Origin of the sequence: Vibrio sp. OPT46 (genome assembly GCF_015163535.1) — a bacterium.
GTDB classification, from domain to species: domain Bacteria; phylum Pseudomonadota; class Gammaproteobacteria; order Enterobacterales; family Vibrionaceae; genus Vibrio; species Vibrio alginolyticus.
The window spans coordinates 1-323 of the sequence record NZ_JADDYG010000629.1 but is presented as its reverse complement, the minus strand read 5'-3'; the positions used below and the strand labels follow the sequence as shown (position 1 = coordinate 323).

Here is a 323-nt window from a genome sequence, read left to right as displayed (position 1 = left end):
TTCTGACATTGAGGCGCTCGCTCAGCGTTGTCGCTTTGGCAATTGTAAGCACCAAACTGAGCCAGGCTGCGCAGTTCAAACTGCGATTGCAAATGGCAAACTGGAGGTTCGTCGTTTCAATAACTATCAAAAACTATTGCGAGAACAAGCCTTTAACCGCGCGACTTTGGCAGAGCAACGAGCTCAAAGTCGACAATTCGGTAAACTTGCTCGCAATGCCATGAGTGATAAGCGCAGGCGCCAACAAAGTTATTAATTTGTTGCGTTTGAGTTGTCAATAAAATCAAAGGAGACGAAAGTCTCCTTTTTAACAACTTTATTAA

1 pseudogene is annotated in these 323 nt (G+C 44.0%); it reads left to right on the top strand.

Annotated features, from left to right (window positions below):
- Window positions 1–256: pseudogene (locus tag IQR33_RS23910) on the top strand (GTPase RsgA); the annotation flags it as partial.
- Window positions 257–323 lie beyond the last annotated feature (67 nt).